14 protein-coding genes and 3 pseudogenes are annotated in these 15,177 nt (G+C 67.1%); 7 read left to right on the top strand and 10 right to left on the bottom strand.

Annotated features, from left to right (window positions below; translation table 11 throughout):
- Positions 1-136: 136 nt before the first annotated feature.
- Positions 137-352, bottom strand: a complete 216-nt coding sequence (locus OHA65_RS38800) for a hypothetical protein (RefSeq protein WP_329317055.1) — start codon at positions 350-352, stop codon at positions 137-139.
- A 688-nt stretch (positions 353-1,040) separates the two neighbouring features.
- Between OHA65_RS38800 and OHA65_RS38795 the strand changes: the two genes are divergently transcribed.
- The 3 genes from OHA65_RS38795 (at position 1,041) to OHA65_RS38785 (ending at position 3,395) form a co-directional block, all read left to right on the top strand.
- Complete coding sequence (locus OHA65_RS38795; protein ID WP_331736542.1) at positions 1,041-1,931, top strand: SDR family NAD(P)-dependent oxidoreductase; 891 nt, start codon at positions 1,041-1,043, stop codon at positions 1,929-1,931.
- 66 nt (positions 1,932-1,997) lie between these two features.
- Positions 1,998-2,576, top strand: a complete 579-nt coding sequence (locus OHA65_RS38790; protein ID WP_329317051.1) for a TetR/AcrR family transcriptional regulator — start codon at positions 1,998-2,000, stop codon at positions 2,574-2,576.
- 294 nt (positions 2,577-2,870) lie between these two features.
- Positions 2,871-3,395, top strand: a complete 525-nt coding sequence (locus tag OHA65_RS38785; protein ID WP_327286498.1) for a hypothetical protein — start codon at positions 2,871-2,873, stop codon at positions 3,393-3,395.
- Here the strand turns inward: OHA65_RS38785 and istB are convergent.
- The 5 genes and pseudogenes from istB to OHA65_RS38760 form a co-directional block, all read right to left on the bottom strand.
- Positions 3,392-4,165 (bottom strand): IS21-like element helper ATPase IstB, encoded by a 774-nt coding sequence (gene istB / locus OHA65_RS38780; RefSeq protein ID WP_331736537.1) that lies wholly within the window; start codon positions 4,163-4,165, stop codon positions 3,392-3,394. The genes OHA65_RS38785 and istB overlap by 4 nt on opposite strands.
- A pseudogene (gene istA / locus OHA65_RS38775) lies at positions 4,165-5,627 on the bottom strand (IS21 family transposase). Before istA ends, istB begins: the two are co-directional and overlap by 1 nt.
- A 114-nt stretch (positions 5,628-5,741) precedes the next feature.
- On the bottom strand, positions 5,742-6,266 hold the full coding sequence (locus OHA65_RS38770) for a hypothetical protein (protein WP_329317047.1): 525 nt from the start codon (positions 6,264-6,266) through the stop codon (positions 5,742-5,744).
- Between the two features lie 39 nt (positions 6,267-6,305).
- Positions 6,306-6,926 (bottom strand): annotated as a pseudogene (locus OHA65_RS38765) (helix-turn-helix domain-containing protein); the annotation flags it as partial.
- 40 nt (positions 6,927-6,966) lie between these two features.
- Positions 6,967-7,332, bottom strand: coding sequence for a S24 family peptidase (locus tag OHA65_RS38760; protein WP_327286497.1), 366 nt, complete (start codon positions 7,330-7,332; stop codon positions 6,967-6,969).
- 182 nt (positions 7,333-7,514) lie between these two features.
- Here OHA65_RS38760 and OHA65_RS38755 point away from each other — a divergent pair, with 182 nt between their 5' ends.
- From OHA65_RS38755 to OHA65_RS38740, 4 genes and pseudogenes are all read left to right on the top strand, one after another.
- Entirely contained in the window at positions 7,515-7,922 is a 408-nt protein-coding gene (locus OHA65_RS38755; RefSeq protein ID WP_329317045.1) for a hypothetical protein, read from the top strand.
- Positions 7,919-9,406, top strand: coding sequence for a hypothetical protein (locus OHA65_RS38750; RefSeq protein WP_329317043.1), 1,488 nt, complete (start codon positions 7,919-7,921; stop codon positions 9,404-9,406). The genes OHA65_RS38755 and OHA65_RS38750 overlap by 4 nt, the downstream gene beginning before the upstream one ends.
- Positions 9,403-10,014: a hypothetical protein gene (locus OHA65_RS38745; RefSeq protein WP_329317041.1), complete on the top strand. Its 612-nt coding sequence runs from the start codon at positions 9,403-9,405 to the stop codon at positions 10,012-10,014. Before OHA65_RS38750 ends, OHA65_RS38745 begins: the two co-directional genes overlap by 4 nt.
- A 932-nt stretch (positions 10,015-10,946) precedes the next feature.
- A pseudogene (locus OHA65_RS38740) lies at positions 10,947-11,325 on the top strand (site-specific integrase); the annotation flags it as partial.
- A 49-nt stretch (positions 11,326-11,374) separates the two neighbouring features.
- Here OHA65_RS38740 and OHA65_RS38735 read toward each other — a convergent pair.
- The 4 genes from OHA65_RS38735 to OHA65_RS38720 form a co-directional block, all read right to left on the bottom strand.
- Complete coding sequence (locus OHA65_RS38735; protein WP_405763645.1) at positions 11,375-11,764, bottom strand: barstar family protein; 390 nt, start codon at positions 11,762-11,764, stop codon at positions 11,375-11,377.
- Between the two features lie 644 nt (positions 11,765-12,408).
- Positions 12,409-12,696 (bottom strand): hypothetical protein, encoded by a 288-nt coding sequence (locus OHA65_RS38730; RefSeq protein WP_327286506.1) that lies wholly within the window; start codon positions 12,694-12,696, stop codon positions 12,409-12,411.
- A 172-nt stretch (positions 12,697-12,868) separates the two neighbouring features.
- Positions 12,869-14,512, bottom strand: a complete 1,644-nt coding sequence (locus tag OHA65_RS38725) for an ISL3 family transposase (RefSeq protein ID WP_405763642.1) — start codon at positions 14,510-14,512, stop codon at positions 12,869-12,871.
- 79 nt (positions 14,513-14,591) lie between these two features.
- Positions 14,592-14,939, bottom strand: a complete 348-nt coding sequence (locus OHA65_RS38720) for a hypothetical protein (RefSeq protein WP_331736527.1) — start codon at positions 14,937-14,939, stop codon at positions 14,592-14,594.
- Between the last annotated feature and the right edge of the window lie 238 nt (positions 14,940-15,177).

Genomic DNA, 15,177 nt, shown 5'->3' with positions numbered 1-15,177 from the left:
CGGCTCGCGCTCCTCCCGTCGCACCGTACGTACCGGCCGCGGCTTCGGCTTCTGGCCGCTGCCGTTTTCCGCGCCGCTTCCATCGCGGCCCGCAGCGCGACCCGCGCCAGGTCGACGCCGGACACCTTGCTGCCGCTCATGCCTGCCCCCACGGCGTATAACCGAGATCCAAATGCCCGAGCCCGGAAAGGCGCTGACGGTCGCGACGAAACGCCCGGGTGAACAGGCGCTGTGCTGAGTGCTCGCCGTACCGGGCGATGTGGTCGTGGACGATCTGATGGTCAGCGGACGCGCGATCGCGCCAGTTCAGGACCTGCTCCCGGGTGAGTTCCTCGAGGACCAGCGTCCGCACGCTCCGGGATCGGGGTATCGGCGGCCGGGCGCGGCGCGGGCACCACGACTGGGGCCAGCAGCGCGGTCGGGACGTCAACGTCCGGCTGCGCGGTCGCAGCTTCGGCACGGGCCCGGGCGGCGGCGGCCTGCTGCACACGGACCATGGCCCACCGGTGCTCACGAATCCACGCCTGGGCTGTCACCGCCTCGTGCAGCTGACGGTCGGTGGCCGCACGGCGTTCCGCCTCGGAAGCACCGGGAATCGAGGCGTCAACGGCCGCCGCGACCGCGCAGCGGGTGGCCCGGCGGTCAGCCTGCCGCTCCTCGCAGCGCGGGCAGTCCTGACCGGAGTCGAGCAGCACCCGGTCGTCACACCTCACGTCGGAGCACTGCTGGCGCTGGGGCAGGGCCCGACCTCCGTCCTCGCGCATGCACGCATGGTCCGGCAGATCACCGGATCCCTTACGGCCTTCGCCGGAAAAGCCACCAGAGAGCCCAACAGACCCACCAGGAGTAACCACAGAAGCGTGGAGAGCGTGGTGCTGTGCAGTAGTGGCGAGGTCTGCCGCTCCGGCCAACTCGCCCGGCCCCGGGCCCGCCACCCCAACCTGATCCGGCCCAGCAACCGCAAGCGGATAGGTCATCCGATTGTGTGTTACGGTCCCGGTAAACGGATGAGCTATCCGCATAACCGGGTGGAGGAGCGCATGAAGAAGACAGCTGTGGTCACGGCGGGGACAGCCGGTATCGGACTGGAGACAGCCCTGGGGCTGGCCGACGCCGGGTTCTTCGTCACCGTGGTCGGACGCAACGCCGACAGGGGTGCCCAGGCGGTCGACCGAATCAACGCGATGAACCCGTCCCATCCCGCGCGGTTCCTGCCCGCCGACCTCGGCTCGCTCGACCAGGTGCGCGCGCTCGCCGACCAGATCGCCGCCGAACATGCCACCTCTGGTGACCCCCTGACCGTGCTGGTCAACAACGTCGGCGCGATGTTCCCGGAGCCACAGACCCTGGACGGGATCGAAGCGTCGTTCCTCGTCAACCACCTTTCGCCGTACCTGCTGACGGAACTGCTACTGCCCACGCTGACGGCCGACGCGCCCAGCAGGATCGTGAATGTGACATCGAGTGCAGTCGGGCTCGCGAAGCGGTCCTTCGACACCGTTGAGCCGCCCGGCGGCTACTACGGCTTCCACTGGTACGCCCGCGCCAAGCTCGCCAACCTCGCCTACACGCTCGACCTTGCCACCCGACTCCAAGGCACGGCCGTCTCTGTCTTCGCAGCCGACCCCGGAGGCGCCGCAACCGACATGACCAACGGCACCATGACCGACCCGAAGATCGTCTCACCAGCCCTGCGACTGCTGTGGCCCCTAGTACGCCGCAAGCTCGAACGCTCCACTTCGGGTCCGGCGTCCCTGGCTGCCCGGCCCTCGATCGTCGCCGCCACCGACGCCACCCTTGCGGGCCGGACCGGCATCGTCATCGGAGCCCAGACCCACCCGGTGAAACCTCTGCGCACAGCCACAGACCCCCGCGTCGCCCAGGACGTGCGCCGGCTCAGCGAACGGCACGCACCCCTCACTACAACCTGACCCGCCAAGCGGCACGGGTACCAGCGGCGGCATCATCCGGATGAGCCATCCGATTAGCATGTCCCCATGACGACGCCCCTTCGCAAGGACGCAGCCCGCAACTGGGACCGCATCGTCGCTGTCGCCCGTGGCCTCATCGACCAGGGCACACCCCTGCAACTGAACGACGTCGCCAGCCGCGCCGGACTCGGAGTCGGCACCGTCTACCGCCACTTCGCCACCCCCGAGGCGCTGCTGGAGACCGTCGCCACTCCCTGCCTAGAAGCCCTGACCGCCCACGGCCAGCAGGCGCTGGCCGACACTGACCCCTGGCACGCGCTCGAAGCCTTCTTGTTCCGCACCGTCGAAGCACAGGTCACCGACGCGTCCCTGGCCCCGGTCGCCGCCGCAGCCACCGACACCTTGCCACGCACCACGGAACTCAAAGAGACGCTTCAATCGGTCGGCACCGCACTCCTCGACCGGGCGCGCAACGCCGGGGCGCTCCGACGTGACCTGGCCGCCACCGACCTCGTCCCGCTCATGTGCGGTATCGCCTACTCCGTAAACGTCCACGGCGGCGCACCCGCCGACCGGCTCGACACCGCACACCGCTACTTGGCCGTACTCCTCGAAGGGCTGCGTGCCACACCACAGCACCCGTGAGAGCACCGCCCGCACACCAACAGGGGTGCTTCGGGTGCCCTCCGCCGGTGTGGTCAGTCCGATCACCAGCAGGAGACGGCCGCCCGCCCCGACGGCTGCATGGCGCCCAGGTCCGCGACCGTCGTCCCCCTGGGGAACCGTGACCGCGAAGGTGGGGAATTCCGTGACGCGGAACCGGCCGAAAGCGGGGAATTCCTTGACCGTTGACAAATGTGAACGTTCTCGTTATTCCCCAGGGGTAAGTTCACGTAATTCCCCAGGCCCTGGCCTCGGGCGGGGGTTACGTTGGCCAGCATGAACTTGCTGGGGTGGAGCTATCGCTATGTGGGACCGCCTGATCTGCGGGCCCTTGTCCGGCCGGAGGCGGAGGGCCGAAGCATCCTCTCGGCATCGGACTTCGCCGACTGGGCTTCGTCTCTGGCGGCGGTGGAGCTGGCCGAGCCTTTCACGTTCGTCATCGACTCGGCGGGTGTGCTGCGGCTCGCGCCGCGCCGGAGCGAGCACGTGGTGTGTGCCGGCGGCGGCCCCGTCCTCGGTGCCGGAGAGATGAGCTTCCGCAAGGAGTCCGGGCAGTGGGTGGTCGCTGAGGTGAGCAACCAGTCGACCGGATTCTGCCCGGACGTCAGTTCGTGGCCGGCCGTCGCGAAGGCTCTGGACTCAGCCGGGATCGAGCACCCTTCCGGCTTCACCCACGAGGTGGTGTTCCGGCGCTGTCCCGCCTGCGGCCAGCTGAACATCGTTCGGGAGGAGGACTTCGCCTGCGTCTTCTGCGATGGGGAACTGCCGCGGGAATGGAACGTGGACGGGTCCGGGGGTTAGCGGACCGGGGGCTTGTCGGGCTTGTCGGTGGGGTTCTTGGGGCGCTTGTTCGGGCGGTAGCTGGGGCCGTTCATGATGACCTGGTGGCTGGTGTTGATCAGCCGGTCCAGCAGCGACTCGGCGACGACGGGGTTGGGGAAGAGCGGATACCAGTCGCTCGGTGCCCGGTTGCTGGTGATGATCAGGGATCTGCCCTGCCGTTCGCTGACCAGCTCGTAGAGGTCATCGGCCGGGGCCGCTCCGAGCTGGCGCATGGCGAAGTCGTCGAGGATAAGCACGTCAGGCCGGACCAGTTCACGGATCTGCTTGTCCCAGGTGCGATCCGCGTGGCCGCCAGCGAGATCCGCGAGGATCCGGCTGGTCTTGGCGAAGCGGACCTGGGCACCCTGGCAGACGGCGAGGTACCCGAGGGCCTGGGCGACGTGTGTCTTTCCGACCCCAACCGGTCCGACGAGGATGACCGACTCGCCCGAATGGATCCAGCGCAGGGCCCCGAGGTCGCGGATCTGGGCCGCGGGCAGCTTCGAGGAAGCGGTGAAGTCGAACTCCTCCAAGGTGACCTGCTGCTCTAACTTCGCCCGTGCCAGGCGCCGTTGGAAAGCGACGGTCTCGCGGCGGGTGATCTCGTCCTGGCAGAGAACCTGCAGGAAGTCCAGGTGCCCGAGCTCACCCCCGTGGGCCTGGGCCAGGCGGGCATCGAGGGTTTCCAGCATCCCTGAGAGCCGCAGCGACTTCAGCGACTCACGCAGGGCAGAATCCATCACGCTCATCAGCGGCTTCCCTCAACTTCGCCGTGGACCTGGTCGTCAAGGAGCTCATCCGCCGTCTCAGACGGGGCGACGGAGGCGAACAGCCGCTGGGGCCCGTGAAGGAATGCCGCGGCGCCCACGTCCCCACTCGATTCGGGCTCCGGATCGGCCTCGGTGCCGGCAATCAGGATGCCCTTGATGGTCCGGTAGGACGGATCTCCAACCGTGATGGCCCTCGCGCAGGCGGCCTCCAGCCTCGCGTCGCCGTACTTCTTCTTCAGTCCCAGGATCCCTTGGGCGGCGCGGAGCCGGTAGAGCGCGTTGACCTCCAGCAGCTGGTCGACGACGGTCCGGCAGGAGTCCCCGACGTCGGATGCCTGGGTGCGGCACCAGATCGGCGTGCGCATCTGGAAGGCGATCTTCTCCGGCGGGTAATCGGTCCTGTCGGTTCGTTTTCCCTGGTCAAGGGCCACGTGGGTCTTGACCAGGGCGCCGTCGAGGAAGACCTGCACCATCGTGGCGGTCGAGCGGACGTCGACCGGCGGCCGATCAGTTTCCAGGGCACCGAGTAGAGGGTGCGGCCGACTTTGATGTGGATGTCCGGTCCGACCACCGCCGTTGACCAGCGGGCCAGGACGAACGGGGTGGGCGGCAGCGGCAGCAGGGTCTCGACTTCGATGGTCTCGAACGATGTAGGGCATCGGCCGTTCGACCCGCGGCTTGTCCTTGGGCCGGGCAGCGCGGGCCGGATCGACCAGGGCCCCGTAGTGGGTGGCGAGCTCGGCATACGCCTTGTTGATCTTCGGGTCGTAGAGATCGGGCTTGTCGACGCCGGTCCGCAGATTGTCCGGCACCAGCCGGCGCGGGACGCCGCCGAAGTAGCGGAAGGCGGCGACGTGGGCCTCGGTCCAGGCGTGCTGGTGCAGGTAGAGGATCGGGCGGACGAACATGTGCCGCGAGCACGGCAGCACCATCACGAAGGCCCAGATCCGGTGCCGCTTGCCGGTCTTCGGATTGGTCCACAGGCCCAGGTGCCCGTAGTCGATCTGAGCCTCCGAACCCGGCTCGACATCATCACGCAAGACCGTGACCTGCGACCTTGCCGTTTCGTCGGGGAGCGTGGCATGCACCCACCGGCGGAACGAGGAGATCGACACATCCAGCTTGTGCTCGTCCCGCAGCCGCTGGTGGATCGTCGAGACCGTCACCGTCCCCAACAGATCCTTGATGTAGTCGCGGTGCTGGTCGATCTCCGGCCACGTGATCTGCCGCAGCCTCCGGTCAGCGAGTTCGGGAAACCAGCTCTTGATCAGCTTGGCCCAGTCGGCCTCCCGCATCGGCGGCCCACCCGACGTGATCCCGGACGCCTCCGCCGGCTCCAGGTACTTCCTGATCGTCTTGCGATCCACCCCAGCGACGCGGCCAACTCGCTCTTCGAGCGGCCCGCGTACCAGTGGACGTAGATCTCGGTGATGTCGACCACGACGAACGTTCTCCTCGCCATCCGGGCTGCCCATCGGCCATCCGAACCACAGGCCCACCGCCCACGCGCCTCCGCGATGACCAGGTCCGAGGGCATGGTCTGGGCCAGGGCACGTCAGCGATGCTCGGGTGCCAACCCTGTGTCTGCGAAGTCGGCGACGACCTGCTGAAGCTGTTCGAGGAAGTCGACGAAGCTGGGGGCGATCGGTTCGAAGGCGTCGAGCCAAGACGCGGTGGTGGACCGATGGACGGTCCCGCTCGGGTCGACGGCAAGGAGGTTGCCTCCGCCGTCGCTTCCGAACACGATGCCGACCGCGTCGTCTGCAACGTGCACGGCGCCGTACTCAGCGAGGTCGTTGAGCACGTGGTCGGGTGAGTGGATGAAGTGCCCGTTGTCGATGTCGGGCAGGGCTGCCTCGGAGATCGTGTCGTAGAACGCGATCAAGGTGGGTGCGGCTGCGGGGTGCTCCTTGAACCGTGAGGATGCTGATCGACTGGCGGCATTTGCCAGGATGATCTCGTTGTCGCCAGGCGGGTAGCCGTGGGTGTCCTCGAAAGAGCTGAGCACACGCTGAAGCGACTTGGTGATCTGGTGCTGCCAGACGACGAGCCAGTCCGCGTCGAGCGAGGGAGCCTGCATCTGGATCTCCTATTCGGTGGCTTCTGCCGGCCTTGAGGTTCGGTTGCTGGGGCGTCGGCTGACTTCGGCGGCGTAGAACTCGTCCATGCAGAAGACGACTTCGGGCTCGCTGTCCTCGGCCATGACCTCACCGTCGGCGATCGCGTAGAGGTGCTCGACGCGGGCCTTCTTGGCCGCGTAGTCCGGATCACGGGAGGTCTTCCAGGTCTTCAGGCGTTGAAGGTAGACGCCTTCCTCGCGGAGCAGAAGGCGCAGGCCCTCGTGGCTGATGTCGTCGACCACCCCCTCAGTGACCAGGAAGTCGGCCAGCTTGGTCAGGCTCCAGGTCGAGAACGGCAGATCATGCTCGGTCGGCTTGGACTTCGCGATCTTCTTGATCTCGCGGCGCTCGGGCAGCGTGAAGGTCTTCGGCCGGCCACCGGAGACTTGGGGTAGAGCGAGTCGAAGCCGTCGGCGTTGAAGTTGTGGATCACGTCTCGGACCCGGTCGTCACTGGTGAACGACACCTCGGCGATCTTCACGACCGGCATGCCCTGAGCGGACAGCAGCACCATCTGCGCGCCGCCAGGTCACCACGGAGCCCGTTCCCCTGCGGACTATCCGCAGTAACCGCCGGCCCTCGTCGTCATCGATCTCGCGAACGCGCACTCGTTCTGCCACCCGCATAGCTTGGCGGCCCGATGCCGCTGGAGCGTCAGGTTCAGGAAGAGTCGTTGGAGTCGGCCGCGAGCGTCTTGCCCTCGCCCCCTGACCGTGTGACGCCGTCGACTGCCACACAGATACCGAAGACACGATCGTGGCTGGTCCAGCCATTGGTGCGGCCACGGTTATTGCTGATCTGCACCCGCTTCTTGGCGGGGTCCACGGACGACACCAAGTGCAAGTAGACCGTCCCGGCGACACGGGCGAGGACGATGTCCCCGACCTCCAGCTTCGACGGGTCGACCGGAGCAACGACCACTTGCTGCCGACTGCGTATCAGCGGGACCATCGAGGAGCCGCTGGGCCGGAACGCCACAGTGGCGCCGCCAGCAACCCTGCCTGCTACTGCATCCAATGCACCCATCCGGTGATCGTGGCAGATTCCCCTGCATCACCCCACCGATTTACTTCTCCGTCTCCACAGGCGAGGCGAACGTTGCCTGATGCGGCACTAGGTGACCAGACGGACGCACTGAACGCCCTCTGATGTACTGCTTGTTAGGGTGAATCCCTTCTGTGTCGTGCATCAGCTGCTGAGGGGGCCCAGTGACGTTCGATGAGGAATGGGCGGGCGCCAAGAGAACGGCGTCGGCAGGCGGCTCTTCCTTCGACCTGGTCGTCACGCAGGACGACCTGGGGGCGGTCGGGCACGAGGCGTTCCTCATCCACGGCCAACTGCGTGCCAAGGCGGACATCGCCGGCACCGGCGCGACGGCCCGTGCCGCTGCCGAGTGCTCCACCAGAAACCTAGCCATGGGGTCTGAGCTGTCAGTGACCCTGTCCACCTGGGACTCCCAGGTCAAGACAGTGCTGCAGATGTATGCGCACATCTCCAACCACCTCGACTTCTCCAAGAAGGCCCACGCGAACGACGACGAGGCCATTGCCGCCAGCATGCGCCACCGCGACGGTTCCGCCCTGTCGGTCTCCGAGATACAGAGGTACGTGAAGTGACCCTCACCTGGACCGACCTCATCTCCCTCGACCTGGGCAAGCTCAACGAGGCGGTGGCGGAGTGGAAGACGGCCGCGGAGGAACTCGCGAAGCTGCACGCCACCGTGCGCGACGGCCTGGTGAAGCAGTCCGAGGCAGCGCGGTGGGAGGGGGTCAACGCCACCGTCACCCGGGAATTCGTGCGCAGCGCCGCAAAGGAGGTGGACGACCTCCAGCGTGAGGCCAAGAGCATCCACCTGATCCTCGCCGATGCACACGCCGAGCTGACACAGATCCAGAAGCAGGCGAAGGCACTGGCCGACGAGGCGAGGCAGGGCGACCCCTCGCACACGCCCGAGCCGGATCCGGGGCTGCTGGTGTCCGACGGCGGCGGTGGCAAGGTCAGGGTGGAATCATCCATCTGCGATGCGAAGGGCCCCAACCAGCGAACCCAGGACATGGTGCGCTGGTACGCCGAGACGCTCACCGGCCTGGTCAGTCATGCGTCCGAGGTGGACGCCGCCGTCACCCGGGCGCTGCGCGCCTCCCACGGCGCCGACCCGTACAACGCCGGGCACGCCGAGTACACCTCGCTCGACCAGGACCAGCTGCCGCGGGCGATGAAGCTGGCCGCTCTGGGCAAGGACGCCAAGCCGGCCCAGCAGGCCGAACTGCGCAGACTGTGGCAGTCGCTCAGCCCTGATGCCCGTGCGCAGCTGTGGACCGCCCACAGGGACGATCTCCTCGCCGCCGGACTCTTCAACCCGTCGGTCAAGCGGGCGGCGCCCGACCGGGGATCGGGCAAGCACGGGGCGGAGGACATCGAATGGAACGACTGGGTCACCAGGACGAAGATGCAGGCACTCGTCGTCCTGGCCGACAGCGGTGACCTGAACGACGCCTCGCGCCACATGAAGCACTACCTGGACAACACCGGCACCCCCATGGAACTCCCGGTCGACAAGATGCTCACCGACAACAGGGGATTCCAGGCGCACGTGGACCAGCTGTTCCTCCAGGGAAATGAGAAGGAGTGGCGGGAGCAGGCGCTGGCGGAGTACGAGAGAAACGGCGGCCGCCCGGTCGTGATTCCGGTCGAGACACCCAATGAGGGCTACTACTTCGGCGATGCGGCAGACCCCAACTGGTACTACGCAGTGGGTGGCGCCCAGTCGAACGTGACGGGGGTGGTGACCGTCATGCCGGGCGCGGACGGCAAACCGGTGGTCGGCCTCGACTACCAGGTCAACGTCTGGGACCGGTACAACTGGGACCAGGGCAAGGGCGTGCACATCGGGAAGCTTGAGATACCCGACGGCGAGCCGAGTCAGCAGCACAGGGTCGGTCTGGCCCAGGAGTTCAACATGGCGGGAAGCAGTTCGGTCAAGCACTACGAGCTGGGCAGCGCAGCGGCAGTGCCCGCCCCCGACGAACCCGGGCGCGCCGGCGAGCGGAGTGATCCGGGCCGCCATGCCCGGGACGGCGGAGGGGATGTCGACCGATGAACGGTCCTGCGGCTCCGGCCGGTGCCGGGAGGCGCAAGCCCTGGCACCGGCGCCTCGCCATCGGTGCCTGGGTCTTCTCGGGCCTGTGCATTCTCGGGGTCCTCGGGATGGTCCTGACGGGCATGTACGGGTTGCGGTATCCCACCGAGGATCAGAAGAAGTGCTGCTGGGAACAGAACGCCACGCCCGAGTGGGTGGCGAAGACGATGGGCCTCCAGGTACCGCAGACGGCGACCGACCGGCGGGCAGGGCTGCACACCAACGTGCAGTACGACGTCGTGCTGCTCGCCTTCACAGTGCCGACCGCGGAGGCAGACCGGTTGTTGCAGCCGCTTCTACGTGAGGGCACCCAGATGGCCCGCAACCGGCACCCGGAAGAGCCGGGCTACACCCGCAGCGACGGCTTCACCCACCTCGGCCTCCCCGAGCCGGAAACCCTCGTCGAAGGCATGCGCATCACCAGCGTCTGCCCTCGCGACGCGAAGACGCCCGAAAGCGACGCGCTCCGGCTGTGTACGAAGATCCACGCGCATGAATTCCAGCCCGGCACCACGCGCATCTACCTCTGGGCGGGCAGCGAAGCGCCCATCAAAAAGCCACCGGCCTGACCGGCCCAGCGGAGCCGCCCAAGGCGCATTTCGGTACAAGAATGAGGGGAAGAGTCCTCTCGGTGTAGGCGGACTTTTGGCCTGGAGAGGGGCGACGGCTGCCGGTTGTGGGATCAGTCAGGGAGTGAGTGCCGCTGGCCGGGGCGCCTCACGAGCCGTGGCGTCCGTGAGTCGCGGGTACAGCGGAGGCTGAGGAAATTGCAATTCATACGGGAAGTCTCTTCGGCTGTTTGGCTTGCACCGGCTCACCGAGAGGGTGTCCATGCCAGCGCGAGCACGCCTCTTGGCCGGGTCTCTTTGGCTCGGGGCCCAGGTGATCGCATCCATCCCGAGTCCGCCGCCGACGCATGGGAGGACTGGCTCTTTTCCCTTGCGGGGGAGCCTAGATTGAAGGTCTGCGGACTTTCATCTCCTGGGTTCCTTTCGCGTAAGCTGCTCAGGAGAGGTGTTGTAGCCGTCTTGGATGGCAAGGCGTGCCAAATTACAACTCACTCGGCTCTTTCCCGGCCGAAACGCTCAGTCCGACTTTCTGGGGAGGCGGTTGATTTGGTCTTCTCGGTTAATGGATTGAGTGTCGAGTTGTCGGATAATGGTGAGCTCAGAGGTGTAAGGAGAGCCAGAAGGTGGGAACTGTCCACTCCCACTGCACATGCCATCCTGGGTGCATGCCTGTTCGAGTGGGCGGGCATGGACCACTTTCTTCGTACACCTGGCCTTCGACTTCTGTAGTCGAGGTGGACGGGTCGTTGCATAGGTGAGAAGGCAGCACGGCGTCATCCAGGAATAGGGCGGCGTCCGCAACCCACGAGGATCGCGTGCCGTTGAGAGTGGTGTTCGACGTCTCGACTCATCAGGACAGGATCCTCGTGGGCGCGGGCTTCCAGACGCTGATGGAGTAGCGTCTGGGCTTCTCGTATGAGCTGCCGAAGCACGCTGGTACCGCCCGACTGCTACCCCGACTACTCGAGGGCCGCACCCGCCGGCCAGTGTTCGTGACCCACCGCCGTCCCGACGCCGTCAAGGTGGTCAGCCCGCGCGACGTCTGCCCGGACACCGGGCTCGCCCATCTCTCCCACGGGTGGCCCGCGTACTGCTGGACGAGCACACCACGGGCCGGGCACGGGCTGGGACCTGCACGAGTACCGCCATTCCGGTCTGACCCGCCTTGGTGAGGCCGGGGCCAGCCTGCTGATGCTGATGGCGAAGTCGCGGCACAAGAAGACGGAGAGCGTCCGCCGCTACTTCAAGCCGTCCCCGGAGGCGATCGCCGAGGTCACCAGCCTGCTCGCACCCGGCAACAGCAGGCGCTGAATCTTGCTCAGCTCCGTCCCTGAGTCGTAGTCGCTCGGGTGCCGGCGGGCTACCGGAGCACGACCATGACGCCGCGGCGTTCGAGGAGTTGCACGATCTCCTCGAAGTAGGAGAGCTGACCCTCAGGATCCTCCACAACATCCGCCAGTGCGCGGCGTGCGACTTCGAAGTCGTGCCAGGTCAAGGTGAAGGGCGTGGCCACTCCGAATCCACCGCACAGGCAGTCCTCGAAGGCGTCCCACTCCCGGCCGAAGTAGCGGCCAGGTCCGAGCAAGGCCTCGGCGATCGCGCAGTGCAGCCCGGGGACGTCTGTGACGAACCGGCCGTCGAGATGGTACTCGCCGCCAGAGCGGTCCGGTCGGGGCGCGGGCACCCGCCAGGCACGGGTGGTGAGGTCGAGCCAAGCGGCCCTGCCCGGCGAGTCGTACGGCGCCCACATGTTGGGTGCTTCTGGCGGGCCCTGATACCACTCCGCCCAGATCGATCGGGCCGCCGACGATGGTCGATCGGCGCCGCCATCGGTGAGGGTTATGTCTTCCAGGCCCTCGCCGAGCACAGACGGGCGCGCTCCGGTGATGGCCAGGCCCACGGAGCGCGAGGCCATCACTGCGCCGTGGCGATCCAGCACCAAGAGATCGGCCCAGCCCCGTGTCCACCGGCGTGGTCGCTGAGTCCCTAAGAGCAGTGGCTCCGTAGCCTCGCAGCCGATCAGCTCCATCGGGACAGGGGCCGGGTCCGCTCGCGGCTTGAACAGGCCGTCCACATCGGAGCACCGGCCTGCACTTGCAGCAGCGACCGTCGTTCCCGCGAACAGCTCGAAGCGTGGTGTCGCAGGCACTTCGAAGAAGCTCTCGTCGTTCCTGACGCCGGCACCGAGCACAATGTCATACCGCGCCGGGTCGCCGGGGTGGTGGCTGCGTAAGTCTCAAGCGAGAGCACTTGTCTGTGGGTTCCAGCATCACTCGTCGTCCTGAGAGCGCATGAATGTCGGTGAGAAGTAGGTTCTGGCACAGATCTTGGGGAGTGGTCGCGGAGGGTGAAGGCGTCGTTCGATTCCAGCGAAGGGACACGAGGCCGGGTCCGTCAGCGTTCACGCATCCTGGTCCACCACCAGCCGTCCATTGCCCACTCGATGTAGTTGGGCTCCGGCAAGGTGCGGCGCTCGAATTCCTCATCGATGCGCGTGATCAGTCGATCCAAGTCCCGTTTGGCTCCGGGAGGAAGGTGCAGCATCGCCCGCTCCAGATCGTCACGAGCGTCCTCCACCTCTATCCCAGGCGAACAAGCCTCGGAGGCGTTCAGGTAGCGGCCAGGTTGCTTGAAGGCCCACTCGAAGCGAGAGAGCGCATTCGCGACCGCGTTGGGCCACATCTCCTGGTCTTCGACCTGGCGGATCGCTGCACGAGTCCGCGCGGAGACACCGCGGACCCTCAGGACCGGATACTGCCATCGTGGCCGCCACCGCTCTGCACGGACGGCCTTGGGACGCCTACGCGGCATCGCCCTTTCGGATCAACATGAGGCCATCCTGCCACGGCTGGTGTCACTGGAGCAGGATCATCTTGCGGAGCAGTCCGAATCCGGCTCGGCCGTAGAGCTGCCTTTTGATCTTCTTGATGCGGTTGACGGCGCCCTCGATGCTGCCGGAGCTCCAGTCGAGAGTGAGCCCGGCTGTCACGGCGTCGAGGTCTCGGAGCAGATGGAGCGCGAAGCCGGTGAGACCGGGTAGCTGGCTGGTGTCGACTGCATCGATCCAGGTGGGAAGCGTGGATCCGAGGCGGTCGGTGAGTATCTCGCCGAAGTCGCGGACATGTCCGGTTGCCGTGTCCAGTTCGGGGCAGCGTGCGAGGACCTCCTTCAGGCCTGCCCGGTCCTCCTCGGCCAGGGTCGCGGGGTGACGGGTGATCCAGCCGGTCACCTGCCGCACCGTCGGCGGCTGGGGCGGCGCCTCGGATGGAGCCCCGCGCAAAGTGACGATGTACGCGCGGACCATGCCGTAGGTGACAGGAGCGAGCTCAGCAACCAATTCGTCGTGCAGTCGGGTGACGCTGGTGCATCCTGCGGCGAATCGCCGCTCCAGGTAGGGCTTGTAGGGGTCCAGTCTGCTGGGCCGGGGCCGGTTGTCGCGGAGGGTGACCTGCCAACGTGCGGCGTTCGCGTACCGGAGCACGGTGTTGAGGCCCCAGCCCAGGTGCCGGGCGATCGCCCGGCGCGAATGGCCTTGGGCGAGGAGCTCGTGGACGAGGGCATGTGCTGCCTTCTTCCGCTCGGCCCGCCGGCCGACGGGCGCCGAGTCGTCCTGCGGCCGACCGGGGTCTGGACGGGTCGCGCCTGGCAGCGTGCCGGTGGGCGATGGGTTGCGCAGGCAGTCGCGGTGGGCGGCGACACAGGTCTCAACGGCTCGGCCGAGGCCCTGCCACAGATGGAACCGGTCTGCGACCTGCAGAGCGTCGGGGGCACCGCGGCGGGCGCCCTCGGCGTAGGCGCCGGCTCGGTCCCGGCAAATGATCTCCACGCCTGGGTGCTGGATTAGCCAGGCGGCCAGTGGCCCGGCTTCGCGGGTCGGGAGTACATCGACCACGCGATGGTCTTCGACGCTGGTCAAGACGGTGGAGTAGGTCTGGCCTCGACGGATCGCAAAATCGTCCACACCCAGCACACGCGGCGTGCTGAACGTGGGATCGGGCAATGCCATGACCCTGCGTAACAAGGTCATCCTTCCCGCGCCGAAGCCAAGCTGGGCAGCCAGCCGAGCTCCGGCCCGCCCGGCCAGCGCGAGCCCCACTCGCTCCAGGACGTGGTTGAGCCGTGTCGTGAACCGTGCGTGCGGTGCGGCCAGCCGGGAGAACGGCTCGGCGAACGTCCGGCGCGGGCAGTCCGCCGCTCCGCAGATGAAGCGCCGGACCGTCAGCCGGATCACGAAGCCCTGTTCAGCGAGCGGAAGGTCCTTCAGCCTGCGCTGGTATCGGTCGTGGACTCGTTCCGAGAAGCGGCCGCAGTCCGGACATGCAGAGCCGGCCGCGCGGCCTCTCGCCACCACCTCGACCGTGCCGAACGCGGCCGTCACCGCCTCGATATCCACTTCGTCGATCCCGGCGAACACCAGCGAGTCCCAGAACGGTGCATCGGTCTGCATGACCAGCACCATCACCGTCCACAACCGACCGCAGCAGCCGTCGGCAGACACCTGAGGGAGCGTCAATTCTGATCGTCGGACGACAAGGCGTACGCGGTCTCACGCGAACCCGTCTCCTCACAATCGAACATCAAGGTAACGCTCTGCGACGACTCCCCAAGATCTGTGCCAGAACCCGTAACTCACGAACAAAGCCAGGGTGGGGCTGATGGGCTACCACGACCGCATCGACGAGAGTCCACCACTGCACGGGCTGCTCGTCGTCCCAGACCTCGACGCACACGTCGCCCAGACCCCGAAACGAGATGCCGGGCTCGGCCAGGACCTCGCTCAGGAGGCCATCGGGGCTGCATCCGCGGAGGGTGAGGAGCTCCCGTGGCGGCGGGACCGGGTCGACGAACAGCCCTTCGACGCCCGCGCACCTCCCCCAGAGCTGCTCCACGCCGTCCTCGTCCTCCTGAACCAGGAGGTACTTCACCGGAAAGCCCCGATCCCACCGAGCGTGATCTGTGATGCGCACCCAACCCCCGAACATGTGAGCAACCTTCACGCCCAAGATACGGACCCGCCTGGCCCGGGGAGGACGGAGGACGGCGAGTCGTCAGACGGTCGTTTGACAGCAGGCCGCAGACGCGTCCAAATGAACCCATGGAATCACAGGGTTCGCGACGGCTGGGGGCCGATCCTCCGCACGGAAGGGGCCTTCGGTGGCGCGC

The sequence above is a fragment of the Streptomyces sp. NBC_00045 genome, from assembly GCF_045041095.1.
In the GTDB taxonomy this organism is placed as follows: Bacteria; Actinomycetota; Actinomycetes; order Streptomycetales; family Streptomycetaceae; genus Streptomyces.
This window is presented reverse-complemented; position numbering and strand designations above follow the sequence as displayed.

Coding starts and splice junctions, on each gene's coding strand:
- OHA65_RS38735 (WP_405763645.1), bottom strand. CDS start 11,764: ATGTGGGCGCCGTACGACTCGCCGGGCAGGGCCGCTTGGCTCGACCTC.
- OHA65_RS38760 (WP_327286497.1), bottom strand. CDS start 7,332: ATGGGTGCATTGGATGCAGTAGCAGGCAGGGTTGCTGGCGGCGCCACT.
- OHA65_RS38730 (WP_327286506.1), bottom strand. CDS start 12,696: ATGTGGCCCAACGCGGTCGCGAATGCGCTCTCTCGCTTCGAGTGGGCC.
- istB (WP_331736537.1), bottom strand. CDS start 4,165: ATGAGCGTGATGGATTCTGCCCTGCGTGAGTCGCTGAAGTCGCTGCGG.
- OHA65_RS38785 (WP_327286498.1), top strand. CDS start 2,871: ATGAACTTGCTGGGGTGGAGCTATCGCTATGTGGGACCGCCTGATCTG.
- OHA65_RS38745 (WP_329317041.1), top strand. CDS start 9,403: ATGAACGGTCCTGCGGCTCCGGCCGGTGCCGGGAGGCGCAAGCCCTGG.
- OHA65_RS38795 (WP_331736542.1), top strand. CDS start 1,041: ATGAAGAAGACAGCTGTGGTCACGGCGGGGACAGCCGGTATCGGACTG.
- OHA65_RS38770 (WP_329317047.1), bottom strand. CDS start 6,266: ATGCAGGCTCCCTCGCTCGACGCGGACTGGCTCGTCGTCTGGCAGCAC.
- OHA65_RS38790 (WP_329317051.1), top strand. CDS start 1,998: ATGACGACGCCCCTTCGCAAGGACGCAGCCCGCAACTGGGACCGCATC.